The 26,261-nt window shown below is 69.2% G+C and carries 30 protein-coding genes, 1 tRNA gene and 2 pseudogenes; 19 read left to right on the top strand and 14 right to left on the bottom strand.

The window, feature by feature from the left end; translation table 11 throughout:
• Positions 1 to 7 precede the first annotated feature (7 nt).
• Positions 8 to 634: a LysE family translocator gene (locus AC07NS_RS04700; protein ID WP_494601806.1), complete on the bottom strand. Its 627-nt coding sequence runs from the start codon at positions 632 to 634 to the stop codon at positions 8 to 10.
• On the bottom strand, positions 621 to 1,043 hold the full coding sequence (hisI, locus tag AC07NS_RS04695) for a phosphoribosyl-AMP cyclohydrolase (RefSeq protein ID WP_494601870.1): 423 nt from the start codon (positions 1,041 to 1,043) through the stop codon (positions 621 to 623). Before hisI ends, AC07NS_RS04700 begins: the two co-directional genes overlap by 14 nt.
• Positions 1,044 to 1,118: 75 nt before the next feature.
• On the opposite strand from hisI, the gene AC07NS_RS04690 reads away from it, so the two are divergent.
• The 5 genes from AC07NS_RS04690 to AC07NS_RS04670 all read left to right on the top strand — a co-directional run bounded on the left by AC07NS_RS04690 (position 1,119) and on the right by AC07NS_RS04670 (position 3,192).
• Complete coding sequence (locus AC07NS_RS04690; RefSeq protein WP_494601804.1) at positions 1,119 to 2,003, top strand: DUF817 domain-containing protein; 885 nt, start codon at positions 1,119 to 1,121, stop codon at positions 2,001 to 2,003.
• A gap of 258 nt (positions 2,004 to 2,261) precedes the next feature.
• On the top strand, positions 2,262 to 2,564 hold the full coding sequence (locus AC07NS_RS04685; RefSeq protein WP_494601803.1) for a hypothetical protein: 303 nt from the start codon (positions 2,262 to 2,264) through the stop codon (positions 2,562 to 2,564).
• Positions 2,561 to 2,830, top strand: a complete 270-nt coding sequence (locus AC07NS_RS04680; RefSeq protein ID WP_494601802.1) for a hypothetical protein — start codon at positions 2,561 to 2,563, stop codon at positions 2,828 to 2,830. Before AC07NS_RS04685 ends, AC07NS_RS04680 begins: the two co-directional genes overlap by 4 nt.
• Positions 2,823 to 2,999 carry a hypothetical protein gene (locus AC07NS_RS04675; RefSeq protein ID WP_199228617.1) on the top strand — a complete coding sequence of 59 codons (177 nt, stop codon included), beginning with the start codon at positions 2,823 to 2,825 and terminating at the stop codon, positions 2,997 to 2,999. The genes AC07NS_RS04680 and AC07NS_RS04675 overlap by 8 nt, the downstream gene beginning before the upstream one ends.
• Position 3,000: 1 nt before the next feature.
• Positions 3,001 to 3,192 (top strand): hypothetical protein, encoded by a 192-nt coding sequence (locus AC07NS_RS04670; RefSeq protein ID WP_494601800.1) that lies wholly within the window; start codon positions 3,001 to 3,003, stop codon positions 3,190 to 3,192.
• A gap of 165 nt (positions 3,193 to 3,357) precedes the next feature.
• Here AC07NS_RS04670 and folE read toward each other — a convergent pair whose 3' ends face one another.
• A complete protein-coding gene (gene folE, locus AC07NS_RS04665) occupies positions 3,358 to 3,999 on the bottom strand; it encodes a GTP cyclohydrolase I FolE (protein ID WP_494601798.1) in 642 nt (213 codons plus the stop codon).
• A gap of 192 nt (positions 4,000 to 4,191) precedes the next feature.
• On the opposite strand from folE, the gene cysS reads away from it, so the two are divergent.
• The gene (gene cysS / locus AC07NS_RS04660; protein ID WP_494601796.1) at positions 4,192 to 5,583 is read left to right on the top strand and encodes a cysteine--tRNA ligase; all 1,392 of its coding nucleotides are present in this window, start codon (positions 4,192 to 4,194) and stop codon (positions 5,581 to 5,583) included.
• A 179-nt stretch (positions 5,584 to 5,762) separates the two neighbouring features.
• Here cysS and AC07NS_RS04655 read toward each other — a convergent pair whose 3' ends face one another.
• Positions 5,763 to 7,346, bottom strand: coding sequence for an ArnT family glycosyltransferase (locus AC07NS_RS04655; protein ID WP_494601794.1), 1,584 nt, complete (start codon positions 7,344 to 7,346; stop codon positions 5,763 to 5,765).
• A gap of 190 nt (positions 7,347 to 7,536) precedes the next feature.
• On the opposite strand from AC07NS_RS04655, the gene AC07NS_RS04650 reads away from it, so the two are divergent.
• The 8 genes from AC07NS_RS04650 to AC07NS_RS04615 all read left to right on the top strand — a co-directional run bounded on the left by AC07NS_RS04650 (position 7,537) and on the right by AC07NS_RS04615 (position 14,070).
• Complete coding sequence (locus tag AC07NS_RS04650; protein ID WP_494601792.1) at positions 7,537 to 10,038, top strand: TonB-dependent receptor; 2,502 nt, start codon at positions 7,537 to 7,539, stop codon at positions 10,036 to 10,038.
• Positions 10,039 to 10,192: 154 nt separating this feature from the next.
• Complete coding sequence (locus AC07NS_RS04645; RefSeq protein WP_494601791.1) at positions 10,193 to 11,197, top strand: agmatine deiminase family protein; 1,005 nt, start codon at positions 10,193 to 10,195, stop codon at positions 11,195 to 11,197.
• Positions 11,198 to 11,203: 6 nt separating this feature from the next.
• A complete protein-coding gene (gene aguB / locus AC07NS_RS04640; RefSeq protein ID WP_494601790.1) occupies positions 11,204 to 12,085 on the top strand; it encodes an N-carbamoylputrescine amidase in 882 nt (293 codons plus the stop codon).
• A 242-nt stretch (positions 12,086 to 12,327) separates the two neighbouring features.
• A complete protein-coding gene (locus AC07NS_RS04635) occupies positions 12,328 to 12,651 on the top strand; it encodes an ArsR/SmtB family transcription factor (protein ID WP_492856340.1) in 324 nt (107 codons plus the stop codon).
• Positions 12,648 to 13,076: an SRPBCC family protein gene (locus tag AC07NS_RS04630; protein ID WP_110121591.1), complete on the top strand. Its 429-nt coding sequence runs from the start codon at positions 12,648 to 12,650 to the stop codon at positions 13,074 to 13,076. Before AC07NS_RS04635 ends, AC07NS_RS04630 begins: the two co-directional genes overlap by 4 nt.
• Positions 13,073 to 13,216 carry a hypothetical protein gene (locus AC07NS_RS04625; RefSeq protein ID WP_494601789.1) on the top strand — a complete coding sequence of 48 codons (144 nt, stop codon included), beginning with the start codon at positions 13,073 to 13,075 and terminating at the stop codon, positions 13,214 to 13,216. Before AC07NS_RS04630 ends, AC07NS_RS04625 begins: the two co-directional genes overlap by 4 nt.
• Before the next feature lie 25 nt (positions 13,217 to 13,241).
• Positions 13,242 to 13,658 carry a DUF1801 domain-containing protein gene (locus tag AC07NS_RS04620; RefSeq protein WP_494601787.1) on the top strand — a complete coding sequence of 139 codons (417 nt, stop codon included), beginning with the start codon at positions 13,242 to 13,244 and terminating at the stop codon, positions 13,656 to 13,658.
• A gap of 25 nt (positions 13,659 to 13,683) precedes the next feature.
• Positions 13,684 to 14,070 (top strand): DUF1801 domain-containing protein, encoded by a 387-nt coding sequence (locus tag AC07NS_RS04615; RefSeq protein WP_494601785.1) that lies wholly within the window; start codon positions 13,684 to 13,686, stop codon positions 14,068 to 14,070.
• 163 nt (positions 14,071 to 14,233) lie between these two features.
• Here AC07NS_RS04615 and cytX read toward each other — a convergent pair whose 3' ends face one another.
• The 4 genes from cytX to AC07NS_RS04595 all read right to left on the bottom strand — a co-directional run bounded on the left by cytX (position 14,234) and on the right by AC07NS_RS04595 (position 19,171).
• Entirely contained in the window at positions 14,234 to 15,487 is a 1,254-nt protein-coding gene (gene cytX / locus AC07NS_RS04610) for a putative hydroxymethylpyrimidine transporter CytX (RefSeq protein ID WP_494601784.1), read from the bottom strand.
• Positions 15,488 to 15,902: 415 nt separating this feature from the next.
• Positions 15,903 to 17,096 carry a carbohydrate porin gene (locus AC07NS_RS04605; protein WP_494601783.1) on the bottom strand — a complete coding sequence of 398 codons (1,194 nt, stop codon included), beginning with the start codon at positions 17,094 to 17,096 and terminating at the stop codon, positions 15,903 to 15,905.
• Positions 17,097 to 17,628: 532 nt separating this feature from the next.
• Entirely contained in the window at positions 17,629 to 18,678 is a 1,050-nt protein-coding gene (locus tag AC07NS_RS04600) for an acyltransferase family protein (RefSeq protein ID WP_494601781.1), read from the bottom strand.
• A 417-nt stretch (positions 18,679 to 19,095) separates the two neighbouring features.
• Positions 19,096 to 19,171, bottom strand: a tRNA-Ala gene (locus AC07NS_RS04595).
• A 139-nt stretch (positions 19,172 to 19,310) separates the two neighbouring features.
• On the opposite strand from AC07NS_RS04595, the gene AC07NS_RS04590 reads away from it, so the two are divergent.
• The 3 genes from AC07NS_RS04590 to AC07NS_RS04580 all read left to right on the top strand — a co-directional run bounded on the left by AC07NS_RS04590 (position 19,311) and on the right by AC07NS_RS04580 (position 21,897).
• A complete protein-coding gene (locus tag AC07NS_RS04590; protein ID WP_494601780.1) occupies positions 19,311 to 19,625 on the top strand; it encodes a YggT family protein in 315 nt (104 codons plus the stop codon).
• 29 nt (positions 19,626 to 19,654) lie between these two features.
• A complete protein-coding gene (locus tag AC07NS_RS04585) occupies positions 19,655 to 19,933 on the top strand; it encodes a DUF167 family protein (protein ID WP_494601778.1) in 279 nt (92 codons plus the stop codon).
• A gap of 188 nt (positions 19,934 to 20,121) precedes the next feature.
• Positions 20,122 to 21,897 carry an ATP-binding protein gene (locus AC07NS_RS04580; protein WP_494601776.1) on the top strand — a complete coding sequence of 592 codons (1,776 nt, stop codon included), beginning with the start codon at positions 20,122 to 20,124 and terminating at the stop codon, positions 21,895 to 21,897.
• Positions 21,898 to 21,949: 52 nt separating this feature from the next.
• On the opposite strand, the pseudogene AC07NS_RS04575 reads toward AC07NS_RS04580, so the two are convergent.
• A pseudogene (locus AC07NS_RS04575) lies at positions 21,950 to 22,021 on the bottom strand (hypothetical protein); the annotation flags it as partial.
• A gap of 6 nt (positions 22,022 to 22,027) precedes the next feature.
• Positions 22,028 to 22,444 (bottom strand): very short patch repair endonuclease, encoded by a 417-nt coding sequence (locus AC07NS_RS04570; protein ID WP_494601774.1) that lies wholly within the window; start codon positions 22,442 to 22,444, stop codon positions 22,028 to 22,030.
• 23 nt (positions 22,445 to 22,467) lie between these two features.
• Between AC07NS_RS04570 and AC07NS_RS04565 the strand changes: the two are divergent.
• Positions 22,468 to 22,572: pseudogene (locus AC07NS_RS04565) on the top strand (hypothetical protein); the annotation flags it as partial.
• 41 nt (positions 22,573 to 22,613) lie between these two features.
• Here AC07NS_RS04565 and cysK read toward each other — a convergent pair.
• Together cysK and AC07NS_RS04555 are read right to left on the bottom strand one after the other, a co-directional pair.
• Entirely contained in the window at positions 22,614 to 23,600 is a 987-nt protein-coding gene (cysK, locus tag AC07NS_RS04560) for a cysteine synthase A (RefSeq protein WP_494601773.1), read from the bottom strand.
• Positions 23,601 to 23,677: 77 nt separating this feature from the next.
• Positions 23,678 to 24,805, bottom strand: coding sequence for a DNA cytosine methyltransferase (locus AC07NS_RS04555; protein ID WP_494601772.1), 1,128 nt, complete (start codon positions 24,803 to 24,805; stop codon positions 23,678 to 23,680).
• 48 nt (positions 24,806 to 24,853) lie between these two features.
• On the opposite strand from AC07NS_RS04555, the gene AC07NS_RS04550 reads away from it, so the two are divergent.
• Entirely contained in the window at positions 24,854 to 25,321 is a 468-nt protein-coding gene (locus AC07NS_RS04550; RefSeq protein WP_494601771.1) for a COG3650 family protein, read from the top strand.
• Between the two features lie 195 nt (positions 25,322 to 25,516).
• Here the strand turns inward: AC07NS_RS04550 and AC07NS_RS04545 are convergent, their stop codons facing one another.
• Both AC07NS_RS04545 and AC07NS_RS04540 read right to left on the bottom strand, forming a co-directional pair.
• Positions 25,517 to 25,654, bottom strand: a complete 138-nt coding sequence (locus AC07NS_RS04545) for a hypothetical protein (protein ID WP_199228285.1) — start codon at positions 25,652 to 25,654, stop codon at positions 25,517 to 25,519.
• Between the two features lie 266 nt (positions 25,655 to 25,920).
• Positions 25,921 to 26,229, bottom strand: coding sequence for a hypothetical protein (locus tag AC07NS_RS04540; protein WP_494601770.1), 309 nt, complete (start codon positions 26,227 to 26,229; stop codon positions 25,921 to 25,923).
• Positions 26,230 to 26,261: the final 32 nt, after the last annotated feature.

Below are 26,261 nucleotides of genomic sequence, written 5' to 3'. Positions count from 1 at the left end.
TTTCTACCTACCGCCGCTCCAGCGCCAGCCGCAGTCCAAACGCGATGAACACCCCGCCGCTGATGCGGTCGAGCCAGCGCACCACGGCGGCTTCGCGCAGCAGGCCGGCGAGCGGGGCGGTGGCGGCGATCAGCAGGCCGGCCCAGGCCAGGCCCAGCAGCACGTGGATCCCGGCCAGCAGCGTGCCGAACACGCCGGGATTGGCGCCCGCCGGCACGAACTGCGGCAGGAACGAGATGTAGAACACCCCGACCTTGGGATTGAGCAGGTTGGTGAACAGGCCGCGCCGGAACGAGTCCGCGATGCCGCCGCCGGTCGGCGACACCGCGCCCGGCTCGAAGCGGTCGCGGGGCTTGAGGAGCATCTTCACGCCCACCCACACCAGATAGGCCGCGCCCGCCCACTTCAGGGCGGTGTAGGCGATCTCCGAGGCGGTCAGCAGCGCCCCGGCCCCGAAGGCCGCGGCCATGCCCCAGATCAGGCAGCCCACGCCGATGCCCATGGCCGCCGCGGCCGCGCGGCGCGGGCCTTCGGTGGCGGCGCTGCGCAGCACCAGGGCGGTGTCGAGCCCGGGCGTGATGGTCAGCAGACTGGCGGCCAGGGTGAAGGCGACCAGAGCCTCAGGCGTGGTCATGGAGGTGGTCCTCTTCCCGTTCGACCAGCTGGCCGTTCTCCCAGACGCGATAGAAGCACGAGCGGAAGCCGACGTGGCAGGCCCCGCCGTCGCCCTGCGGCCGCACCTTGATCACCACGGCGTCCTGGTCGCAGTCGACGCGGACCTCGCTGACGATCTGCAGCTGGCCGCTGGTCTCGCCCTTCTTCCACAGGCCGTTGCGCGAGCGGCTGAAATAGTGGGCCACGCCCGTCTCCAGGGTGAGCTTCAGGGCCTCGTCGTTCATCCAGGCCAGCATCAGGATCTCGCCGGTGTCGGCGTGCTGGGCCACGGCCGCCACCAGGCCATTGGCGTCGAAGCGCGGGGCCAGGGCCGGCCCCCGTTCCAGGGCTTGCTTGTCGGGGGCGGAGGGGAAGAAGGCGCTGGTCATCAAAGACATATGGCGCAACACCCCCGGTTTGGGCTAGCCTCCCGCATCCGGCGGGGGACGGGAAAAGACGGGACGATGGACCTCAAGTCCAGGATCAAGGGCGGCGTGGCGGATTTGGACCGCTGGGCGCGGCCCTGGGCTGAACGCTCGAAGGCCAACGCGTGGGCCTACGAATTCCTGTTGTTCGGCCTCAAGCAGGCCTGGGCGTGCCTGTTCGGCGGCCTGATGCTGGCCCTGCTGGTCGGCACCTTCCTGTTCTGGCCCAAGGACGCGGCGCTGGCGCGCTACGACTTCCTCGTCATCGCCTCGGTCGCCATCCAGGCGGCCCTGCTGCTGCTCAAGCTCGAGCGCTGGGACGAGGCGGCGGTGATCCTGATCTTCCACCTGGTCGGCACGGCCATGGAGATCTTCAAGACCGCCCACGGCTCCTGGGTCTATCCGGAAGACAGCGTGCTGCGCATCGGCGACGTGCCGCTGTTCACCGGCTTCATGTACGCTTGCGTCGGTAGCTACATCGCCCGGGCCTGGCGGCTGTTCGACTTCACCTTCGTGAAGTACCCGCCGTTTTGGAGCGCCCACATCCTGGCGGTGCTGGTCTACGTCAACTTCTTCACCCACCACTACGTCACCGACATCCGCCTGGGTCTGTTCGCCCTGTCGGCGGTGCTGTTCGGCCGCACCTGGATCGTCTACACGCCCGACCGCCGGGCGCGGCGCATGCCGCTGCTGCTGGGGCTGATGCTGGTGGCGCTGTTCATCTGGTTCGCCGAGAACCTGGGCACCTTCGCCGGGGCCTGGATCTATCCCAGCCAGGCCGGCGGCTGGCACATGGTCGCCATCGAGAAGCTGGGGGCCTGGTACCTCCTGATGCTGATCAGCTTCGTCCTGGTCAGCCTCGTCCACCGCCCCCTCGACGCCTGCGTCGAGCGCCTGCGCGAAGGCATCCGCGCGGCCGCCTGAGGGGCGTTCCAAGGGGCGCGTCGAGCCGGAGAAATCCCGCCGGGATCGCCCGCTTCGTGCTATGATGATCCATGCGCCGAAGAGCGCGCCAAGGGGTTCCGTTCGCGGCGACCTCGACCTGGTTCGGCGGCCCGCCGGTTTCATGCCGGCGTCGTTCGTGGGCCTTTTCGTTCAAGGCCGTTTTCGTTCATCGCCGCCGACGTCCGGCGCGCCGTCCTATCGCCAGGACGTGCGTCGGCGCGCGCCTGGAGATCCTCGATGTCCCGCTTCCCGCCGACTGACCCGCCGATCGCTTCGCAGACCGAAGGGCGCTCGCTGCGCCTGTCGCGGGATCTTCGCCTGCTGGCCCTGTCGGATGTCCTGCGGCGCTATGCGGCCCGTTTCCAGCCCGACCTCAACGCCGCCGGCCTGCTGGCGCATCGCGCCATCGCGGCCGCGTTCGCCAAACCGGTCGCCGCCGCCGACGCCAAGGGGGCGATGGAAGCCGGGCTGCGCGCCCATATCGACGACAGCCTGGCCGATCAGGCCGCGAAGACGCCTCCTCCTGGCCGGCGCTCATGAGCGCCCGCAGCGTCAGTGGAAGCGCGCCGTTCGGGCGCCACGACTACGAGATCACCTATGGCTGGCGGGACGAGGCGCTCAGCGTCACGATCGGCGGCCAGCTGGCGACCCCGCCGGTCATCGGCGATGTCTACACCCTGGGCTCGCCCGACGGCGGCATCCAGGACTTCACGGTCATGCAGATGACGCGTGAGCGCGGACAGGGCTGGGTGGCGCGTTGCAGCGCCGCGGCTCGCCCGCCCCGCCTGGAGGGCTCCGATGACTGAGGAAACCGACCGCATCCAGCGGGAGAACGAGTATCTCAAGCGCCGCAACGCCCAGCTCCAGGCCGAGGTCGGCGACCTCACGGCCGAGGTGGTGCGGCTGCAGCAGCGCCTGGGGGCGTTCGCCGTCCGCGCCGCCGTCGCGCCCAACCCGCTGTCGGGCGGCCAATAGGATGGCCCTCTCGCCCGAGCAGGTGACGGCCCTGCGCAACCTCGCCCGCAAGAAGCAGGGCCACGAGGTCGACTGGATCAACATCGCCGACGCCCGCGGCCTCACCGACCTTGGCCTGGCCGAGCGCGGCCGCACCGGCTGGATCATCACCGCCGCCGGCGAGGCGGAACTGCTGGCGCACGAGCGGGGCTAGGGTCCGGGGTGGTTCGCATCTAATGACCCTCTCCCTGAAGGGAGAGGTGTCCGCGAAGCGGACGGAGAGGGAAGCAGCGCGATAGGCGGCCGCTTCAGCGGAAGCTGAAAACGGCCCCCCTCCGGCCCTCCGGGCCACCTCCCCCAGAGGGGGAGGGCCTTGTGCCTATTTCCGGGTCACCAGGTCCATGAACCGCTGCTGCAGGACCTTGTCGGTCTTGAACACGCCGCGGAACTGGGTGGTGATGGTCGAGACGTCGTGGTGGTGGACGCCGCGGGTGCTCATGCACTGGTGCTCGGCGTCGATCAGCACCGCCACGCCGGCGGCCGAGAGGTGGTCCTCGATGGCGTCGGCGACCTGCATGGTCATGGTTTCCTGCGTCTGCAGGCGCTTGGCGAAGATCTCGACCAGGCGCGCCAGCTTCGACAGCCCCACGACCTTGCCGGTGGGCATGTAGGCCACCCAGGCCTTGCCCAGGAACGGCGCCATGTGGTGCTCGCAGTGGCTCTGCACGTCGATGCCGCGCAGCATGACCATGTCGTCATAGCCCTGCACGTCCTCGAAGGTGCGCGACAGCTCCTTGGCCGGGTCGCCCGCATAGCCGGCGAACCACTCGCCATAGGCGTCGACCACGCGCTGGGGCGTGTCGAGCAGGCCCTCGCGGTCGGGGTTGTCGCCGGCCCAGGCCAGCAGGGTCCGGACGGCGGCCATGGCCTCGTCTCGGGAGGGGCGCTGGGCGGGTTCAAGATCAAGACCGGCGTTGTCATCAGAGCCGATCAGGGTTCGCTCGCGGGTCAGTGCGTCCATGTTTTCGAAGGGGGCTTTCCACGGGCTGAGTTGCGCCGGAGCGCCGTTCGCCCCGGAATTACGCGTGCCACCCGTTAAAGGGCGCGCCTCTCACGTCGCAAAGACGTGGTTCGAAGGCTCGCTCCCCGCTATATGGGTCCGGTTTTTCGTTCCGACAACACCCTTCCGCTGCGTCAAGGCGACCGAGTTTTCATGACCATCAGGCTCTACGACACCATGGCGCGCGAGAAGCGCGACTTCGTTCCCGCCGATCGCGACCGGGTGACGATGTATGTCTGCGGACCGACGGTCTACGGCTACGCCCACATCGGCAACTTCCGTCCGGTGGTGGCCTTCGACGTGCTGTTCCGCCTGCTGCGCCACGAATTCGGCGACGAGGCGGTGGTCTATGCCCGCAACGTCACCGACGTCGACGACAAGATCAACAAGAAGGCCGCCGACGAGGGCGTCGAGATCAAGGTCATCACCGACCGCTATCTCGCCGCCTATCACGAGGACGCCGACGCCCTCGGCGCCCTGCGCCCGACCCTGGAGCCCAAGGCCACCGACCACATCGACGCCATCGTCGAGATGATCGGCAAGCTGGTCGACAACGGCTCGGCCTACGCCGCCGAAGGCCACGTGCTGTTCGACACCCAGAGCTTCGCCGACTACGGCCAGCTGTCTGGCCGCCCGCTGGACGACATGATCGCCGGCGCCCGCGTCGAGGTCGCGCCCTACAAGCGCCACCCGGCCGACTTCGTGCTGTGGAAGCCGTCCAAGGAGAACGAGCCCGAGTGGGAAAGCCCCTGGGGCGCGGGCCGTCCGGGCTGGCACATCGAGTGCTCGGCGATGATCGAAAAGCAGCTGGGCCTGCCGATCGACATCCACGCCGGCGGCATCGACCTGCAGTTCCCCCACCATGAGAACGAGGTGGCGCAAGGCCGCTGCGCCCATGGCCTGCCGACCTACGCCCGCTACTGGATGCACAACGGCTTCCTCGACATGGCCGGCGAGAAGATGTCCAAGAGCCTGGGCAACGTCATCATCCCGCACGAGCTGGTGAAGACCGTGCCGGGCGAGGCCGTGCGCTGGGCCCTGCTGTCGGCCCACTACCGCCAGCCGCTGGACTGGACGCCCGAGCTGGTCGAGCAGTCCAAGAAGTCGCTGGACCGCCTCTACGGCGCCCTGCGCCGCGCCAAGGACGTGGTTCCCGACCAGGCCGTCGAGGCCCCGCAGGAGGTGATGGACGCCCTCTGCGACGATCTCAACACCCCGGCCGCCGTCGCCAAGCTGTTCGAGGTGTCGAGCGCCATCGAGAAGGCCGTCACCGCCGGCGACCTGACCGAGGTGGCGATCCACAAGTCGCGCCTGCTCGAGGCCGGCGCCCTGCTGGGCTTCCTGCAGGCCGATCCTGACGCCTGGTTCGAGGGCGACGCCTCCGACGACCTGAAGGCCAAGGTCGAAGACCTGCTGGCCCGCCGCGTCGCCGCCCGCGCCGCCAAGGACTGGACCGCCGCCGACGCCATCCGCGGCGATCTCGACGCCCTCGGCGTCGTGGTCATGGACAGCCCGACCGGCGCCACCTGGCGGATGAAGGACTAGGATCTAGGAAAGGCTCCCTCTCACGAGGGAGCCTTTTTCATATCCGTAAAATCCCCGCGAAAGCGGGGACCCAGGCGTTTTATCGTCGAGCGCCTTGGGTTTCAGAAAAAGCCTGGGCCCCCGCTTTCGCGGGGGTTTTACGGGTTTGGAACCGAATAGCTCGCTTCCCGCGAAGCCCCTTACCGCGCCGTGCTGCCACCCTTCTCAGGATCCGGCGGCAACCCCGTCTTCGGATCGCGGGCCACCGGCGCGAAGCCCTCGGCGATGAACAGGTCCGTCCGCCGGGTGCGCTTGCGATCCAGCCGCACACGGACGATCTCGTCGCCCGAGGTCGCCTTGAAGTCCTGCTCGATCTTGGGCTTGTAGACCCCCTCCAGGCTGGCGATCAGCGTGCGCTGACCATAGGCGGCGGTCATCGGGGCCTCGGTCTCGGCCTGGTTCTGCGGATGGGCCTCGTGCACCCAGATGCGCAGCGGCGGGGCGCCGACCGTGCCCCAGTAGTCGCGCCCGTAATAGGCGGCCACGTTGAACAGGAAGCGGTCGTCGACGGCCACCGAGGTCAGGCGCTGGCCGGCCTGCTCCTCGCGGGCGCGGTTGATGATCGCCTGCACCGTCTGGTCCCAGCCGCGCACGCGCTTGAAGCTGTTGGCGAGACCAATGCCGTCGGCCAGGCGCGGGCTGATCAGGCAGGCCAGGAACAGGGCGGCGAAGGCGGCTTGCAGGGCCAGGCCCCCGGCCAGCCAGCGCTTGGCGCTCCAGCGCACCATCCAGCCGGCGACCAGCACCGAGCCGGCGACATAGGCCGCCGCCGCCCAGTTGGCGTTGGCGCGGCTGACGAAGGCCTGGCCGGCCACGGTCAGCAGCGGCGGCAGGGCAAAGCACAGCAGCAGCACGTCGGCGGCCTGCAGCCGCTTCTTCACCGCCAGCACGATCCCGCCGCCCAGCAGCACGCCGAAGGGCAGGGGGCCGAACACCCCGAACTGCGAGCCGACGAACTCCACGAGCTCGCGCGGATTGAACAGCGACTTGGCGCCCCAGTTGGCGTTGGCGGCGGTGTGCTCGACCGTGGCGAACTTGTGGGCCGCGTTCCAGATCAGGTTGGGCGCGAAGACGGCGATCAGCACGCCGAAGAAGGCCAGGCCCATCGGCCAGGTCCAGGCCTTGCGGGCCTCGCGTGACAAGGCCAGGTGAGCGCCGATGCTGAACAGCACGTAGATCGCCGCGTACTTCGACAGGAACGCCAGCCCCAGGGCCGCGCCCAGGCCGGCCGCGGTCAGCAGGCGCTCGCGCGGGGTCTTGGCCACGGGCAGCGAGACATATGCCCAGATGGTCAGGGCGAGGAAGAACAGCAGCGGCGCGTCGGTGCCGATCACGCCCGACGACAGCTGCACGCCCGGCATCAGGGCGTAGACGCCGGCGGCCGCCAGGCCGGTCCAGCCGCCGTAGAGGCGCCGGGCGATGCGGTGGACGATCAGGGCGGTGGCGCCGTGCAGCAGCGGCCCGCCCAGCCGCAGCCAGCCCTCCGTGTCGCCGCCGATCGTCGTCGTCAGCCAGATCACCCAGGCGATCATCGGCGGCTTGGAATAGTAGCCGAAATCCAGGGTTCGCGACCAAAGCCAGTACTGCGCCTCGTCGGGGTACAGCTCCAGCGGCGTCGAAAAAATCGCCAGTACCCGGACGATCGTCAGCAGGGCGACGCCGATCAGGGTCAGGCGCCACGCGCGAGCTGCGGAATCTTCGGCGGCGTAGGGGGGCGCGGTCATGACGCGCTTCTTAGCGAAGTAAGGGAAATCTGACCAATTGTTCCGCAAGCGACTGATCGATGTGGCAGATTCTGGGCCATCGTGGCCTTTCCGTCACCAAACCTTCTAAATGTTTCGCTACACCGCCCAAACGATGCGGTTCGATGCTCGTTTTTCCGAACTAGCGTCAAAGAATGAGGGGATCATTGGAATGAACACGAAAAAAATCGCCTGTCTGGCGTCGACCGCGCTGGTCGGCAGCCTGCTGGCGGCGACGGCCGCGATGGCCCAGTCGACCGCCTCGACCGAAGTCGAACAAGTCGTCGTGACCGCCTCGGGCACGAAGTCCGTGGACGGCCTGGTTACCGCTGAAACGGCTCTGAAGAACCGTTCGGTCATCACCCAGGAATACATCGACACCCAGCCCGCCGGCCAGACGATCGCCCAGACGCTGAACCTGGTCCCGGGCTTCAACTTCACCAACAGCGATCCGTACGGTTCGTCGGGCGGCACCATTCGCCTGCACGGTCAGGACGGCGCCCACATCGGCCTGCTGGTCGACGGCGTGCCGCTGAACGACGCCGGCAACTACGCCATCTACACCAACCAGCAGCTCGACCCGGAACTGATCGAGCAGGCCAACGTCAACACCGGCTCGGCCGATGTCGACACCGCCACCGCCTCGTCGACGGCCGGCGTCATCAACTACACCACCCTGCGCACCACCAAGGACATGCGCTTCGTGGTGAAGCCGTCGGTCGGCACCGACAACTTCCGCCGCGTCTTCGGCCTGATGCAGACCGGTGAATTCGGTCCCTTCGGCACCCAGGCCTGGTTCGCCGCCAACTACACCAAGTACGACAAGTACAAGGGCCCGGGCAGCCTCGAGAAGAAGCAGTACAACTTCCGCATCTACCAGCCTGTCCGCGACAACGGCGACTTCATCAGCCTGACCGGCAACTGGAACGAAAACCGCAACGCCCAGTACTATTCGTTCAACATCCACGACGCGACCTACGTCGTGCGCGCGGACGAGACGAGCACCCTGGGCTGGGACGGCGACTACCTCGACACCTGGGTCACGCCGACCGCCGTCAACGGTTCGACCGACACCGTGCCGACCACCAACGGCGCCACCCGCGGCTTCTACGGCTTCCGCATCAACCCGTCGAACACCGGCACCCTGCGCGGTTCGTCGCGCTGGACCATCCGCGACAACCTGCACGCCACGTTCGACCCGTCGTTCAACTACACCCTCGCCAACGGGGGCGGCACCTTCTCGCTCAGCGAAACCGACCTGCGCGTCGTTTCGGCCTCGGGCGCCGGCAAGGACCTGAACGGCGACGGCGACACCCGCGACACCGTCCTGTTCTACGGCCCGAGCAACACCAACACCCGTCGCTACGGCTTCAACAGCTCGGTGATCTGGGACATCAACGACAGCAACCTGCTGCGCGTCGCCTACGCCTATGACGAAGGCCACACCCGCCAGACCGGCGAGTTCAGCTACCTCGTCGACGGCTTCGCCAGCGATCCCTTCAGCGCCAAGGACGGCCACGAAGACTCGACCGCTCTGATGATCAACGGCCACGTCGGCCAGAAGCGCGACCGTGACTCGATCGCGATCCTGCAACAGTGGAGCGCCGAATACCGCGGTCGCTTCATCGACGACCGTCTGCGCGTCAGCGTCGGCATCCGCGCCCCGCTGCAGAAGCGCGAACTGCACCAGTTCTGCTACTCGCAAGCCGGTTCGTCGACCTACACCTGCACCGACCGCACCCCGGCCACCTCGGTGAGCCTGGCGACCGACGCCGTCGCCAACGCGGTCACCTTCGGCACCTCGACCACCCGCTACTTCGCGCCGTTCCGCGCCATCCGGAAGTACGACGCGGTCCTGCCGAACTACGGCGCCTCGTTCCGCATCACGGATCACGGCTCCATCTTCGCCAGCTACAGCGAGCAGCAGTCGTCGCCGAAGGTCGACAACCTCTACACGCTGACCTCGACCGGCAAGCTGGGTGAAGTGCAGCCGGAAACCAGCAAGGGCTACGACTTCGGCTACCGCTACAACAAGGGCGGCATCGTCGGTTCGATCAGCGGCTGGGGCAGCACCATCAAGGACCGCATCGTCAGCACCCGCGACCCGACCGACGACACGATCATCGACCGCAACGTCGGCGACGTGAAGCTGTGGGGCGTGGACGCTCAGGCCGGTTGGTCGATCGACGAAGCCCTGACCGTCTACGGTTCGGCCAGCTACACCAACAGCGAACTGCAGAACAACCTGTTCGTCGGCGGTACGGCGGTCTATCCGGGCGCCGGTCTGGCGGCTGGCTACGCCCCGACCAAGGGCAAGGAACTGGTTGAAACCCCGAAGTGGATGTTCGGCGGCCGTCTGACCTACAAGGTCTCGGACTTCACCTTCGGCTTCCAGGGCAAGTGGGTCGGCGAGCGTTGGATGACCGACGTCAACGACGTCAAGGTTCCGCACTACACCGTGTGGGACATGGACGTCCGCTACGACCTCAACAAGCTCGGCATGGAGAAGAGCTACGTTCAGCTGAACGTCTCCAACCTGTTCGACGAGAAGTACTACGGCGACCTGAACGGCACGACCACGAGCGGCCTGTCGGGCGCTCCGGGCTACAGCGGTCCGTTCGCCCGTCGCGGCGCGCCCCGCGCGGCCATCCTGACCCTGCGCACCGAGTTCTAAGAACAAGGCGCGGGTTCAAGGACCTGAAATGGGGAAGGGCGGCTCTTCGGAGCCGCCCTTTTTCTTTTGTCGCACCAATTTGCTAGAAGGCGCGCTTGACCCTTCGACCCCCAGGGGCCATCTGCGCCCCCTCTCGTTGACCAGGCTTTCGAAAATGACCCTCACCGTTCCCGCCGAGTGGGCTCCGCACCGCGCCATGTGGCTGGGCTTCCCCAGCCATGGCGAGCTCTGGCAGGAAGACCTCGAGCAGGCCCAGCAGGAGGTCGCCGACCTCGCCCGCGCCCTGGCCGGCCCGGGCGGCGAGCGCGTGCGCCTGATGGTCGTCGGCGACGAGGCCGAGGAAGCGGCGAAAGCCCTGCTGGGTGACACCAGCGTCGAGATCGTCCGCGGCCAGTTCGGCGACATCTGGCTGCGCGACACCGGCCCGATCTTCACCGCCGGCGGTGACGGCGCTTCGGCCGCCGGCTTCAAGTTCAACGGCTGGGGCGGCAAGTACGACCTGGAGGGCGACGACATCGTGGCCGAGCAGATCGCCGCCGCCTCGGGCGCGCCGCTGGTCCGCAACGACTTCATCCTCGAAGGCGGCGCCGTCGACCACGACGGCCTGGGCACCGTGCTGACCACCCGCCAGTGCGTGCTGAACGAAAACCGCAACGAAGGCTGGGACGAAGCCTCGGCCACCTCGGCCCTGGCCGCCGCCCTGGGCGCCAAGAAGGTGCTGTGGCTGGGCGATGGTCTGCTCAACGACCACACCGACGGCCACGTCGACAACCTGGCCCGCTTCGTCGCCCCGGGCGTCGTCGCCTGCCCGATGGCCTTCGGCGCCGACGATCCCAACGCAGAGGTCTATGCCGAGACCGCCCGCCTGCTGGGTTCGATGACCGACAGCCGCGGCTCGCCGCTGCAGGTCGTGCGCATCCCCTCGCCGGGCCGGATCCTCGACGAGGACGGCGAGCCGATCCCGGCCTCGCACATGAACTTCCTGATCGCCAACGAGGCGGTGATCGTGCCGATCTACGCCGAAGAGTCCGGCGCCTTCGCCGTCGAGGTGATCAAGGGCCTGTTCCCCGAGCGCCAGGTCATCGGCCTGCCTTCCACCGCCATCCTGACCGGCGGCGGCTCGTTCCACTGCATCAGCCAGCAAGAACCCGAGGAGTAAGTCGACATGACCCGCACGCTCAGCGTCGCCGCCATCCAGACCTCCTACGGCATGGACCTGGACGCCAACATCAAGAAGACCGAAGCCTTCATCCGCGAGGCCGCCTCCAAGGGCGCGCAGGTCATCCTGCCGTCGGAGCTGTTCCAGGGGCCATACTTCTGCGTCGCCCAGGAAGAGCGCTGGTTCGCGCAGGCCCATCCGTGGCGCGAGCACCCGGTGGTCAAGGCCATCGCCCCCCTGGCCGGCGAGCTGGGCGTCGTGATCCCGATCTCGATCTTCGAGCGCGAGGGCCCGCACTACTTCAACAGCCTGGTGATGGCCGACGCCGACGGCTCCCTGCTGGGCGTCTATCGCAAGAGCCACATCCCCGACGGCCCCGGCTACATGGAGAAGTACTACTTCCGGCCGGGCGACACGGGCTTCAAGGTCTGGGACACGCGCTTTGGCCGCCTGGGCGTCGGTATCTGCTGGGACCAGTGGTACCCCGAGGCCGCCCGCGCCATGGCCCTGATGGGCGCCGAGGCGCTGTTCTATCCCACCGCCATCGGCAGCGAGCCGCATGACGCCAGCCTCGACACGGCCCTGCCGTGGCGCCGCGCCATGCAGGGCCATGCGGTCAGCAACGTGATCCCGGTCATCGGCGCCAACCGCATCGGCTTCGAGCCCTGGGACGGCTATCCCAACGGCGGCCAGACCTTCTACGGCTCGTCGTTCATCGCCGACCATCGCGGCGATCTGGTCAGCGAGCTCGGCCGCGCCGACGAGGGCCTGGTCCAGGCCAGCTTCGACCTCGACTTCCTGACCACCCACCGCGCCGCCTGGGGCTTCTTCCGCGACCGCCGTCCGGAGTTCTATGCGAGCCTGGCCGGACCTCGGCCGAGCGCCTGAGCCGTAGATGCTCCCCCTGAAGGGGGAGCTGTCGCGGAGCGACTGAGGGGGAAGTGATCGCGGCGCATCAGCAGCCGCTTCCCCCTCCGGCCCTACGGGCCACCTCCCCCTTCAGGGGGAGGACCTGATCAACGCCCCCTCCCACCGGAGGGGGCGTTTTTCATGCCTGCTTGACTCATCCATAACTCCTTAGTTATCAATAACCCATAGCCACTCGGTTATCGATCTCCCCAGGCCCAGGCATGACCCCCGCCCCCGACGACCTCTTCCGCACCCTCGCCGACCCCACCCGCCGGGCGCTGTTCGAGCGCCTGTGCCGCGAGGGCGAGCAGACGGTGGGGGCGCTGACGGCCCAGGCCGGGGTGTCCCAGCCGGCGGTCTCCAAGCACCTGGCCGTGCTCAAGCAGGCCGGCCTGGTCACCGACCGCCACGCCGGCCGCCAGACCCACTACAGCGCCCGGCTCGAGGCCCTGTCGCCCCTGGTCGACTGGACCCGCCGCATGGCCGGTTTCTGGGAGAGCCGCTTCGACCGGCTGGAGGATCTCTTGAACAGGATGGACCAATGATCGACCAGACCGCCGACCTGCGCTCCGTCGTCGTCGAGCGCGACCTGCCGTTCCCGGCCGACAAGCTGTGGCGCGCCCTGACCCAGCCGCACCTGATCGAGGAGTGGCTGATGAAGTCCGACTTCGCCCCCGTGGTCGGCCACCGTTTCAACCTGCGCGGCGAGTGGGGCGGGGTGCTGGACTGCGAGGTGCTGGAGGTCGATCCGCCGAACAGCCTCTCCTACACCTGGAACCACGCCCACCCCGACCCGGCCTACGCCCTGACCAGCGTGGTCACCTTCACCCTCACCCCCACGGCGGCGGGCACCCACCTGCGCATGGAGCAGTCCGGCTTCCGCCCCGACCAGAAACAGGCCTACGGCGGCGCCCACGCCGGCTGGAAGCAGTTCCTGGAGAAGCTGGAGGGGGTGCTGGGGAGGGATTGAGCGAAGCCGCGTTTCGACGCCATTCTATCGCTCGTCATCCCGGCCGCAGCGAAGCGGAGAGCCGGGACCCAGGGGCCGGCGCAATGCGGTCGCCCCTGGGTCCCGGGTCTGCGGCGCATTCGCGCCTTCGCCCGGGATGACGATGATGGGAGCAGGGAGAAGATCATGGGTGACGCCCCCAAGCTGCTCTCCGGCGGCAATCCCCAGATCGCCAAGGGCGACGGCGAGGCCCCGATCCAGGCCTATGTCGCCGCCATGCCCGGCTGGAAGCGCGCTGTCGGCGCCCGGCTCGACGCCCTGATCAGCGACGCCGTCCCCGGCGTGCGCAAGGCCGTGAAGTGGAACTCGCCGTTCTATGGCGCGCCGGATAAGGACAAGAGCTGGTTCCTCAGCTTCCACGTCTACGCCCGCTACGTGAAGATCGCCTTCTTCCGGGGCCAGGCCCTCGATCCCGTTCCGCCCGAACCGTCCAAGAGCGGCGATGTCCGCTATTTCCACATCCACGAGGACGAGCCCCTCGACGAGGCCCTGCTCACCGCCTGGATCCAGCAAGCCGCCGCCCTGCCCGGCGAGCGGCTCTAAGAAGAGAAGCGAACGAGGAAACGCCATGACCGACACCGTCGAGGACGCGACCAAGTACATCGACGAGCGCATCGTCAGCCTGGCCGATTGGCGCGGCGAGGCCCTGGCCCGCATGCGCGCCCTGATCCACGAGGCCGATCCGCAAGTGCTCGAAGAGGTGAAGTGGCGCGGCACGCCCGTCTGGTCGCACGCCGGCATCCTGTGCACCGGCGAGACCTACAAGGCCTATATCAAGCTGACCTTCGCGAAAGGGGCCTCGCTGCCCGACCCCGCCGGCCTGTTCAATTCCAGCCTCGACGGCAACACCCGCCGCGCCATCGACATCCGCGAGGGCGAGGCGGTCGACGCCGAAGCCTTCAAGGCCCTGATCCGCGCGGCGGTCGAGCTCAACACGGTGAAGAAGAAAAAATAGCCTCTTAAAACGCCCGTCATTCCCGCCCTTGTGGCGGGAAACCCTCTATCAGCCGCAAGGGCGGATGGGGCGACGTGCTCGGCACGTCGCTTGCGTCTCACGCGTCGGCGGACCCAGGGCTTCCCGCCACAAGGGCGGGAATGACGGGAGAGGAGAGGGGGGCTCAGGGCCTGCGGATCAGCCGCAGCCCCACATACGCCGCCCCCGCGACCGCCACGGCCGGCAGGGTCGCCCCCACCTCCGGCGCCAGGCGGCTCACCGCCTGATAGGCCGCGATGCCGATCGCCCAGGCCAGCAGGCCCGAAACGCTCACCGCCCCGCTCGCCGCGCGCTCAGCCTTGCGCCGGCGCACCACGAAGTGGTCGGCCAGCAGCACCCCGAACAGCGGCGCGAACACCGAGCCGATCAGCAGCAGGAAGCCCTCGTACCGGCCCATCGGGGCCAGCAGAGCGGCCAGGGTGCACACCGCCCCGAACGCCAGCGCCAGCCGCGCGGGCCGCACCGGAACCAGGGTGGCGGTCGAGACCGCGGCCGAGTGCAGGTCGGCGAAGGCGTTGTCGGTCTCGTCGATGATGATCAGCAGCAGGGCGACGCCGCCGCCGGCCGCCGCCAGGGCGCTCAGCAGCAGCCCCTCGCCGCCCGCGGCCAGGGCGTAGGCCGCGCCCAGCCCCATGAACCAGATGTTGGCCAGCACGTAGCCGGCGACGCTGCCCCGGAACATGCCGCCCGGGGTGCGGCCAAAGCGGGTGTAGTCGGCGATCAGCGGCAGCCACGACAGCGGCATGGCCGCCACCAGGTCGACCCCGGCGCCGAAGCTGGTCTCGCCCGTCCCGGCCCTGGCCATCAGGGCGGCCAGGTCGTGCTGGGCCAGCAGTCGCCAGGTCAGCCAGCCGGCCCCGCCCAGCAGCAGCCACAGGCCCCAGGCCCGCAGGAACCGCCGCACGAACGACACCGGCCCCAGCACCGCCAGGGCCGTGGCCAGCACCCCGAACAGCAGGGTCCAGGCCAGGGGATTGGAAAAGCCGAAGCTCTGCTTGGTCAGGGCGTCGGCGGCGTCGCGCATGGCGATGATCTCGAACGCGCCCCAGCCGGCCAACTGCACGGCGTTCAGCACCGCCGGAACCGCCGCCCCGCGCTTGCCCAGGGTCAACCGCAGCGCCCCCATCGACGACAGGCCGGTGTCGGCCCCGACCACCCCGGCCGCCGCCAGCAGCAGCGCCCCCAGCACCGAGCCGACCACGATCGCCGCCAGCGCCATCGGCAGGCTGAGCCCCGGCACGAGGAACGCGCCGGCCTGCAGCACCAGCAGGCCGATCCCCAGGCTGAACCACAGCGAAAAGGCGTCCCGCGCCCCGAACACCCGGCGCTCGGCCGGCACGGGGGTCAACGGATCATATGCATCGTCGAGCTTGGCCATGCGTCAGCCTTAGCAGGTCGCGGCGCAAGTCAAACCCCTCTCTCATGGAGAGAGGGAGGGGCCCGCGCCGAAGGCGTGGGAGGGTGAGAGGTTGCACCGTCGGCCGGAAAGGCCTCGGTCGCAGCGGCTGGATCGCCAAAAAAGGGCGGTCTTCCCGACGGCTCATCCATTTCTCGCCTTCCTCGCCCTTGTGGCGAGGATCCATGGCCGAGCCGGGCTCGCCCTCTTCGGACGGGGCGCCGCCAGCGTGGCCGCGCGGCCTCTGAGATCTGAGCGGCTGAAGCCTGGACCCTAGGCACGAGGCCTGGGGAGGCGGGTTGGGTAGGCTCGCGCCTTGTTCGGAAGGCTTGTTACCCCTCACCCTCCCACCGCTTCGCGGCGAGCCCTCCCTCTCCCTATGGAAGAGGGGAAGTGATCAGAACTCCACCCCCACCCGCAGGATCGCCACCACGGCGTTCTTCATCGCCCGGTCGCCGCCGGGACGGATCACATATTGCAGGTCCGGCTGCAGGGTCAGCGGGCCGACGGTGTCGGCATAGGTCACCTCGATGGCGGACTCCGTATCGCCCAGGTCCTGGCCCTCGTCGGCGGCGTTGGCCCGGTGCTTCTGGGTCAGGTAGGCCTGGTTGACGCCGATCGAGAAGGCGCTGCCTGGCCGGCTCGCGAAGACCCGGTCGATCTTGATCCCGGCCTGCCAGCCGCCCTGGAACGGCGTGGTGTCGCCGTCCGAGACGCCCAGGCGCGCGAAGGCCGTCGTGCGGCGTACGGCGTCCTCGGCCTCCGTCCCCGTCAGGCCCCGCTCCAGCAGCACATAGGCCCCCTGCGCCTTGCGCTTGGCCGGATCGCCGGTGGGGCCAAGGTCGCGGATGTCGTCCTGCTTGCGGGTGTAGCGCCAGGCGCCGAAAGCCACCTTGCCGGTCCCCGCCTTGCCCAGGCCGGTCCAGCCGCCCTCGGCGATCAGCAGGGCGCCGTCGTCCATGTGGAAGTCGATGCCGCCCGGATCGCCCAGCACCCCGGCATGGGCGTTGAGCACCGCCGCCTGCGCATAGACGTGCTCCGACGGCGTCCAGGCCAGGCGCACCGCCAGACTCGTGGAGGGAAAGATCGACGGCCCGTTCGGCCCCGTCGCCGCCAGCTCCGAGCCGATGCCGAAGGCCGGCGCGATCAGCAGGCCGGCGCTGTCGTTGGCGTAGAACTCGCTGTTCAGGTCATAGAGGCCGGCCTTCACCGAGCCTTTGCCGCCGGCCAGGTCCTGCTCGATCCAGGCCTCGTACAGCCGCAGCCGGTGGCGCGAGACCTCGATGTTGTCGACGCCCTGGATCGAGCCGGAGTCGCCGCCCGGCGCGCCGCCGGTGTTGTTCAGCACCAGGGCGTGGGCCCGCGCCCCCGTCCAGCCAAGCGCCTTTTCCAAATCGAGGTCCGCCCCGATCGTCAGGTTGTCCAGCACCCGCCCGCGCCGGGCCGCGCCGCCGTCGACCGTCGCCGCCAGGTCGGCCTTGTAGCCGAAGGAGAGATCCAGCGCCCCGGAGGCTTCCGCCTCCCGCGCCTGCGCCTGGCCAAAGCAAGCCAGGCCGGCCGTCAGGGCCGTTCCGATGATCAGGGTCCGCATTCTGCCGCCGCTTGATGAAGTGGCGGCCAGCATCGCGGCCCAAGGCTCAGAAACCCTTTATTCCCAGCCGTTTACGCCGCGACGCAACGTCGCGGCGCCCCAGGTGGAGCACTTGCGCGAACACAGCCGCGAGGCGCGAGGGCGCCGTCGCCGCCTACCACTGCCGCGCATGCCAGCAGTCGTCGCACTCGCCTTGGGCCAGGTGCTCGCAGCGGGGAGACGGCTGGGAGAAGGCCCACTTCAACGCCTTGAGCGTGGCCAGGCCGAGCGCACAGACAAATGCGAGCCAGGCCGGCAGCCCCGGCAGGTTCGAGGCGATGACGGAAGTTGCGGTGGCCAAGGCGGCTGGCGCGATAATCCACATAATCCCCCCCGGGATTTTGTTGTTCAGTACCGTATAAAGAGAGTTGAAGATCCGATCGTCAAGCTTGAGCCGCCCATGGGGCGACTCTTTGCCGCGGTTGGCGCCAGCGGCCTTTCACTGGGCCTTTCACTGGGTCTTTCACTGGGTCTTTCAAAGGGGTGCCGCGCCCTAGGCCGCCGCCGGAGCAAGCCGGTGTCGGTAGGTCGCCAGCCAAGTGTTCACGCGCGCCGTCAGCGGCCGCTCGACATAGAGATACATCACCAGCCCGACCCCCATCGACACGCCCAGAACCGCGCCGACGCCCAGCCAGCCCACCAGGACGTGGACATCGCCGGCCCGCGCGAACAGCTTGTTGGCGACCTGGGAGACGAAATAGTGGGTCAGGTACACGGCGAACGTCGCTTCGGCGAAGATGTTGAGCTTGGGCGGGAACAGGCGCGTCCCTGACCTTTCGAGCCAGATCGCGGCCAGGAGCAGCACGGCGCACGGCGCGCCGTTGCCGATCGAGCGCCACAGGATCTCGAAATCCCAGAACATCGGGCGGGCGATCAGCAAGGCGGCGGCGATCACGGCCAGGACGGCCAGGGCGGCGGTTCCCACGCGATCGACCTTTTTCAGGATCAGAAACGCCGCCAGGCCCCAGACGAGATCCAGGAGGATGGGGGCGGTGTAGAAGTCCCAGGGCGCCCATCCGTCAGGCGTGACCAGGCCGCCCGCGACCAGGGCCAGCAGCATCCCGGCGGCGGCGAGCGGCGCGCGGTCGCGTCCGGCCAGCTTCATGGCGGCGAAGTAGATGGCGGCGAACAGCATGATGTAGTTGAGCGTCCACGCGACGAAGACGACCGGCTGAATCTTTCCGCTGCCCTTGAGGTAGGGCACGAAGAAGAGCGATTTCAGGATGGTCTCGGCGTTGGCCACGGTCGATTTGAACAGATCGGGCTTCACCAGCGCGAGCGCGGCGACGGCGGCCGTCATCAGCCAGTAGAGCGGCACGACCCGCGCCGTGCGATCGACGATGAATTGCTCGGGGGTCTTCGTCGACCGCGACATGACGAACGCGGTCAGGAAGGCGCTGCACACCAGGAACAGGTCTGTTCCGAACCGCAGGAAGGACGCCGCGCTGTCGGACAGTCCGGCTGCCGCCGTGACGACCTCGGAATGTACGAGGACGATCAGAAGCGACGAAATCAGTCGCATGGCTTGGACATTGTAAAGCATTCGAGCCCCCCGGCTGAACAACCTTCGCGGTTGTTTCGTGAGCGCACGGGAGCAGATCAGGCAGCCACAACTGAAGCGGTAATCTCGTCTTGCGTGTCCAAAAAAGCCAGCGATGACAAAGGCGGCAGGGAGTCACGGTGTTCCGCCACGGCAATAGGCGCCGTTTAAGTTGTTCACGCTTTACGGGTGTTTCGGGCCGCGGCCCTGGGGTCGGAAGCCAGCCGCGCCTACGCACGGCCGCGCCGAGGCCGTGGCGATGGCTGTGCTGAGAGAGGAGAGAGGAGGGGCCCTGGACTCCAGAGCGCCCAAAAGGGGCCGGTCTGAAGCGGAGAAGGCCGAAATCTTCCTAGAGCCGAACCGACGACGGTCCCCGCCCAGGGAGCGCGAGCGCCTTGCGGATAAGCGGTGGGAGGTCCTTGGTGGAGCCGAGGGGAATCGAACCCCTGACCTCCTCATTGCGAACGAGGCGCTCTACCATCTGAGCTACGGCCCCAAGGAAGCGCGGAGATACGGTGGCCGGCGGCGTCCGTCAAGCGGCAGTTGCGCGGGTTTCGGTGGAAGCCGGAGGCGGCGCGGCCTTGCCAGGGGGGACGGGGCGCGGCAAGAAGCTTGCGACTTCGCATGGAACGCACATGGCCCCGCTGATCTACTTCGTTTTCTTCATTCTCGGCTCGCTGCTGAAGCTGCTGCAGTGGGTGGTGGTCATCAGCGCCATCCTGAGCTGGCTGGTGGCCTTCGACGTCATCAACCTGCGCAACCGCGCGGTCTATTCGATCAGCCGCTTCCTCGACGCGGTGACCGCGCCGCTGCTGGCGCCGCTGCGCCGGGTGATCCCGCCGCTGGGCGGCGTCGACATCACCCCGATCATCCTGTTCCTGATCATCGTCGGCGTGCAGTCGTTCCTGCTCTATCCGCTGCGCAACACGCTGCTGAGCCTGCTCGGCTGAGCCGGAACGCCCCAGTCGCCGTCCTCGCCGTGCGCCTGACGCCGCGCGGCGGGCGCGAGGCGATCGACGGCTGGGCGGCCGACGCCGACGGCCGTCCCTATCTGAAAGTCCGGGTTTCGGCCCCGCCGGTCGAGGGCGAGGCCAACGCCGCCCTCGTCGCCCTGCTGGCCAAGCGCCTGTCCGCGCCGCGCTCGGCCGTGCGGGTGGCCTCGGGCGCGACCGCCCGCCTCAAGCGCATCGAGGTCGAGGGCCTGGCCCAGGACGCCCTGGACCGTCTGCTGGACCGCCCTCCGAATTGGCCCGCCTGACCCCTTTTTCAACGCAAGGTGCGACAAATCGGCCGCCGGTCGCGCCGCGCCCTCGCAAGCGCGCTTTGGCTGTGCCATTGAAAGAATAGTGTTCTTTCACGACCTCCTTGAGGTCGTTCGCCCAGAGTTCGGGCGCCCAGAGTTCGGGCGAAAGACGGCGATCACCAGGGCCAGATGGGGGCCGCGCGATGAGCTCCACGGCCGTAGGCGACAAGGCCCTAAGCGTCAAAGACAGGCAAGCGGCGATCGTCCGCGCCGCTGCGGCCCGGCGGGGCAACATCTATCTGCGCCTGACGGCCACCATCTGCATGGCCGCCATACTGCACGTCTATATCGGCATGCGCTGGGTGTGGCTGTGGGCGGCCGCCTATGCGATCGCCCAGCTGTTCGAGCTGTGGCTGTTCCAGTCGCTGAAGGCGGCGCCCGAACGCGCCCTGGCCGGCTGGCGGCGCTGGGCCCTGGCGATCATGCCGGCGGTGACCTCGATCATCTTCGGGGCCCTGGCCCTGCCGCTGTTCGCCTCCAACCAGCGCTTCGCCCCCACCCTGGGCGGCATGCTGCTGGCCGGGGCCCTGCTCAACGTCATCGTCGTCAATGTCAGCCTGAGGTCGGCCACCCTGGCGGCCGCGGCGCCGCACATCGTCTATCTGCTGATCGTGCCGTTCATCGGCCGGGCGGCCAATCCGGGCGCGCCCCTGGCCAACGCCCTTTGGTTCGGGGTGCTGCTGCTGATCTTCTCGGTCGCCGTGGCCGCCCGCACGCTGGAGGCCGCCCTCAAGGCCGAGGAGGCCGCCAAGGCCGAGGCCGAGCGCCGCCGCCATGAGGCCGAGGAAGCCGTGGCCGCCAAGAGCGCCTTCGTGGCCATGGTCAGCCACGAGCTGCGCACCCCGATCAGCGCCATACTGGCCGGCGCCGCGCGCCTGCACAGCGAGGTTCCCGAAGCCTCGTCCAAGGTCCACGCCCAGCTGATCGCCGACGCCGGCGCGATGATGCGCACCCTGCTCAACGACCTGCTGGACTTCTCGCGGCTGGAAGCGGGTCGCATGGCGGTGGAGCGCGCGCCCTACAACCTGCGCCAGGCCCTGGCCGACACCCTGCGCCTGTGGCGGCCCGAGGCCCAGAAGAAGGGGCTGAAGCTGCGGGTCGAAGGGGCCGTGGGCCTGCCGCGCTGGGTGTCGGGAGACGCCCTGCGCCTGCGCCAGGTGCTCAACAACCTGCTGTCCAACGCCATCAAGTTCACCGAGCAGGGCGGCGTCACCGTGGCCCTGGCCGCCCACCGCCAGGGCGAGGGCTGGACCCTGGAGATCGCCGTCACCGACACCGGCCGGGGCATCGAGCCCGAGGTCATGCCGCGCATGTTCACTCCGTTCGACCAGCTGAACGCCGAGGTCATGCGCAGGCACGGCGGCTCGGGCCTGGGCCTGGTGATCAGCCGCGAGCTGGCCCGGCTGATGGGCGGCGACCTGGCCGCCTCCAGCGAGGGGCTGGGCCACGGGGCGACCATGCGCTTCACCCTGCGGCTCGACGAGGCCCAGGCGCCCGCCGCCGGCGACGCCGCCGCCTCGATCGCCGGGGCCCGGGTGCTGGTGGTCGACGACCACGTGGTCAACCGCCGGGCCATCGAGCTGGTGCTGCAGACCTTCGGCGTCACGCCCGTCCTGGCCGAGTCCGGCGAGCAGGCGCTGGAGGTCCTGGCCTCCACCGTGTTCGACGCGGTGCTGATGGACGTCTACATGCCGGGGCTGGGCGGCCGCGAGACCACCCGCCTGCTGCGCGCCGAGCCGGGCCTCAATCGCGGCGTGCCGGTGATCGCGGTCACCGCCTCCTCCACCCCCAAGGACTGGGACGCCTGCCGCGCCGCCGGCATGAACGCCCACGTCGCCAAGCCCATCGACCCGGCCCAGTTGCACGCCGCCCTGGTCGAGGTGCTGCCGGTCATCCCCGCGCGGACCGTGGCGGCTTAAGGCCGCCCTCTCCATCCTAAATCTCGTCATCCCGGAAAGCCCGCAGGGCTTATCCGGGACCCAGGGGCCACTGCACTGCGCCGGCTCCTGGGTCCCGGCTCTCCGCTTCGCTGCGGCCGGGATGACGACCCTAGGGGTGGGAGAGGCTGTCCCTCAGCCGCTCCACCAACCCCGCCTCGTCCTTCATCTGGCATTCCCAGACCGTCTCGACCCGCCAGCCGGCCTCGACCAGCGCGGTCTCGTTGCGGGCGTCGCGGGCCTTGTTGCGAGCCACCTTGGCCAGCCAGTAGTCGCGATTGGCCTTGGGCACGCGCGAGCCCCGCGCGCAGTCGTGGCCGTGCCAGAAGCAGCCATGCACGAAGAACACCAGCTTCCGCCCCGGCATGACGACGTCGGGCGAGCCGGGCAGGTCCTTGCGGTGCAGGCGGTAGCGGGCGCCGAGACCGGTGAGCAGGCGGCGCAGGGCGAGCTCGGGCGTGGTGCCCTTGCTCTTCACGCTGGCCATGACGGCCGAGCGCTTGGCCGGGTCGAAGACGTCGGTGGTCATCGCAAGGGAACGCGTAGGAGGGGCTGCATGCCCTCCATCGCGCCAAAATCAGTCGTCATCCCGGCCGCAGCGAAGCGGAGAGCCGGGACCCAGGGGCAGCGGCAATGCGCCGGCCCCTGGGTCCCGGATAAGCCCTGCGGGCTTTCCGGGATGACGAGCATGAGGCGCCTTACAGCCCCTCGAACAGGGCCGTCGACAGGTAGCGTTCGGCGAAGCTGGGGATGATCGCCACGATCAGCTTGCCGGCGTATTCGTCGCGCAGGGCCAGGTCGAAGGCGGCGGTCAGGGCCGCGCCCGAGCTGATGCCGACAGTCAGGCCTTCGGTCGAGGCGGCCTTGCGGGCCATGGCGAAGGCGTCGTCGTTGCTGACCTGGACGATGTCGTCGATGACGCCGCGATCGAGGATCCCCGGCACGAAGCCGGCGCCGATGCCCTGGATCTTGTGCGGGCCGGGCTGGCCGCCCGACAGCACGGCCGAGGCTTCCGGCTCGACGGCCACCATCTTCAGGCCCGGCTTGCGGGCCTTCAGCACCTGGCCGACGCCGCTGATCGTGCCGCCGGTGCCGACGCCCGAGACCACGGCGTCCACGGCGCCGGCCGTGTCGTTCCAGATCTCCTCGGCGGTCGAGACCCGGTGGATCAAGGGGTTGGCGGTATTCTCGAACTGCTGGGGCATCACCGCGCCCGGCGTGGCCTCGACGATCTCCTGGGCGCGGGCGACGGCGCCGCGCATGCCCTTCTCGGCCGGGGTCAGCTCCAGCTTGGCGCCGAGCAGCAGCAGCATCTTGCGGCGCTCGATCGACATGCTCTCGGGCATCACCAGGGTCAGCTTGTAGCCCTTGGCGGCGGCCACGAAGGCGAGCGCGATGCCGGTGTTGCCGCTGGTCGGCTCGACGATCGAACCGCCCGGCTTCAGCACGCCCTTGGCTTCCAGGTACTCGACCATGGCCACGCCGATGCGGTCCTTGACCGAGGCCAGCGGGTTGAAGAACTCGAGCTTGGCCACGACCTCGCCCTTGGGCTTCAGCTCGGCTGACAGGCGCGGCAGGCGGATGATCGGGGTGTCGCCGACGGTGTCGAGGATGGAGTCGTAGATCTTGCCCCGGCCGGCGCGCTTGAAGCGAGCGGCGTCGTACAGGCTGGAAGCGTCGTCCATGATGGTCTCTCGGAGCGTTGAATTGCGGCCCTTGGATGATCTCCACCTTAGGCCGTAGGCTTTTGCGTGTCAGCGACCTATTCGGCCGCCAGGGCCGCAGATTTCCTGGTCGCGAGCGGAGTCAGCAGGTGCTCGGCCAGCCAGCGCACGGCCGGGGCCGCCACGCCGTCGCCGATCACGTGCAGGCCGGCCGTGGCGCTCTTGGGCAGGGCGTAGCTGTCGGGCAGGCCCATCAGCCGGGCCCCCTCGCGCGGCGTGACCAGGCGCGAGCGCACCACGCCCTTGTCGATCACCAGCAGCGTCTGCCGCGAGGAGCCGCCGCGCGGGGTGCGCAGGCATCCCGCAAGACCGTCGAACCGCACTTCCGCCCGTTGCTCGCCGCCGCGCATCCGCCGGAACACGCCGCCGACGGCCCGTTCTCCGCTGGCGATCCGGGCGTCGACCGAGGCGCGGTGGGCCGGGGCCATCAGGTCCAGCAGGGCGGCGGTGGCTTCGTCGCTGCGCCATTCGACGGCGTCGTCGGTCTCGAGCACGGTGGAAAGGTCGGTGTTGCGGACAGGCGGGGCGGGCAGGGCCCACCACTGCCAGCGGTCCTTCAGGGCCTGCGGCAGGCGGGCGGCGGCCTCGCGCACGGCGCGGCTGTGGAACGGCCCCTGGCCGGTCAGGCCCTCGGTCGGCGCCCGCGTCGCCACCACGAACACGCGGGGCCGCGACTGCGGGGTGAAGCTGGCCGCGTCGATCTCCAGCGCCCCGAACTGGTAGCCCTGGTCGGCCAGGGCCTGGCACAGGGCGGTGAAGTCCTCGCCGCGGTGCGAGGTGAGCAGGCCGACCACGTTCTCGATGACGATGGTGGTGGGGGCGCGGCCCTCGTCTTCCAGCGCCTCGACCAGCCGCCAGAAGCCGAAGAACGCCGACGAGCGCCCGCCGTGCAGGCCCGCCCGCGCGCCGGCCAGGCTGAAGTCCTGGCAGGGGCTCGAGGCCCAGGCCAGGTCCGCCTGGCCCGGCAGGTCGGCCGCCTCCAGCTTGAAGACGTCGCCGGTGTGGAAGTGATCCTCGGCGTCCGCGAAATTGGCGCGGTAGGTCGCCGCCTTCACCGGGTCGAAGTCGTTGGCGAAGGCGCAGGTCCAGCCTTCGCCGAGGCCGATGCGGGCCATGCCGCCGCCAGCGAAGAATTCGTAGAAGACGGGGGCGGCGTTGTGATTCATCGTGCTGGCGAGATTAGCTTGAGCCGCCGCTTCGAGGATAGCGCCCGCATGATGCGTTTCACCGTCATCGCCGTCGTGGGAGCCGCCTGTGTGCTGTTGGCCGGGTGCGGCGACGGACCGATGGGCCAGTCCGAGGGCGCCAGCGCCGCGCCGGCCGACGCCCCGACGAGCGTGGGTCCCGACTATGGCGGCGACTTCGACCTGGTGGGAACAGAGCCGTTCTGGAGCGGCCGCATCCGCGAGGGCGGGCTCGTGCTCGACCGCATGGAGGGCGGCGCGGTCAGCCTGCCCAATCCGGGCGTGCGCATCGACGGCGAGCAGGGCGTCTGGGACGCCGAGCAACCGGGCGAGGCCGGCGCGGGTCACCGCCTGGTCTTTCGCCTGACGCCCCAGCCCTGCTCCGACGGCATGTCCGACCGCGCCTTCAGCCACGCCGCCGAGGTCTGGATCGACGGCGCGACCCTCAAGGGCTGCGCGGGCCGGGTGGAGGAACTGGAGAAGCAGGGGCGGCCGTAGACCCCCTCCGTCGTCATCCCGGGCGGAGGACCGCATAGCGGTCCGCAGACCCGGGACCCAGGGGACCGGGCTCCGTGGTCAGGCTTGCCGCCTGTCGGTAGCCGACGCCTTGCGCCGGCCCCTGGGTCCCGGCTCTACGCGCTGCGCGCTACGGCCGGGATGACGAGAAGGGGGAGGGCTGTCGCCCAGGCAGCCTTAGCTGCCCTTGATGTCGATCGTCTCGATCTGCGACTGGCTGGCCTGCGCCTTGTGCTGGCGGCCGGGGGTGGGCAGCAGCAGGCCGACGGCGATGGCCGCGACGATGGCGAGAGCGATGAGGGCCTTGGCGGCCATGGTGTTTCGGGTCCGTTGCGGGTCTGAAAATCCAGCGCCCGTGACCGTCATATGGTTCCGCCGGCGCCGCTTGCAAGGGCGGCGGAGAACGCCGGTATCCCTTCTCCCCTTGTGGGAGAAGGTGGCGGCCGAAGGCCGACGGATGAGGGGTCTCTCAGACTTGAGACGCCTCATCCGATCTGACCGTCGCACGCGGCTTCGCGTTCTGAGAGACCCCTCACCCGACCCGCTTCGCGGGCCACCCTCTTCCGCAAGGGGAGAGGGGCCTAGAGCCGCCCCCGCGCCCCGCCCTTCAGGGCGTCGATCTTGCGCTCCGGCCTCGGCGGGGCGGCCTCCTCGGGCTCCAGCGCCGACAGCCAGCCGCCGGCCGTGCGTACGGCGCGCTCGGGCGGCAGGGCCACGACGATCTTCCTCACCGTCGCGGCCATCTGGCCAAGCAGCCGCACCTTTTCGGACGCCTTGCGCATGGCCTCACGGTCGAAACCGTCCTCCATCGCCGCCCACAGATCATCCATCGCCGCCATCAGCCGCTGCTGGATCTTCGCGCACCAGGCGCGGGAGGTCTGTTCGCTCATGCCTGGAAGCATGCGGCCGGTTTGAAGGCCGG

This window comes from Caulobacter sp. GW821-FHT10A10, assembly GCF_059415745.1.
Note: the sequence above shows the minus strand (reverse complement) of the source record. Positions and strands in the feature narration are given on the sequence as shown.